This window comes from Natrinema versiforme JCM 10478 (assembly GCF_000337195.1).
Classification (GTDB): domain Archaea; phylum Halobacteriota; class Halobacteria; order Halobacteriales; family Natrialbaceae; genus Natrinema; species Natrinema versiforme.
Map to the genome: position 1 here is coordinate 1 of NZ_AOID01000069.1, position 209 is coordinate 209.

1 rRNA gene is annotated in these 209 nt (G+C 58.9%); it reads left to right on the forward strand.

The features are described from left to right. A 16S ribosomal RNA gene (locus C489_RS20540) occupies positions 1 to 209 on the forward strand; the annotation flags it as partial.

The window sequence follows — 209 nt, forward strand, 5'->3', positions numbered from 1 at the left end:
AGACGGTATCTGAGACAAGATACCGGGCCCTACGGGGCGCAGCAGGCGCGAAACCTTTACACTGCACGCGAGTGCGATAAGGGGACTCCGAGTGCGAGGGCATATAGTCCTCGCTTTTCACGACCGTAAGGAGGTCGTAGAATAAGTGCTGGGCAAGACCGGTGCCAGCCGCCGCGGTAATACCGGCAGCACGAGTGATGACCGCTATT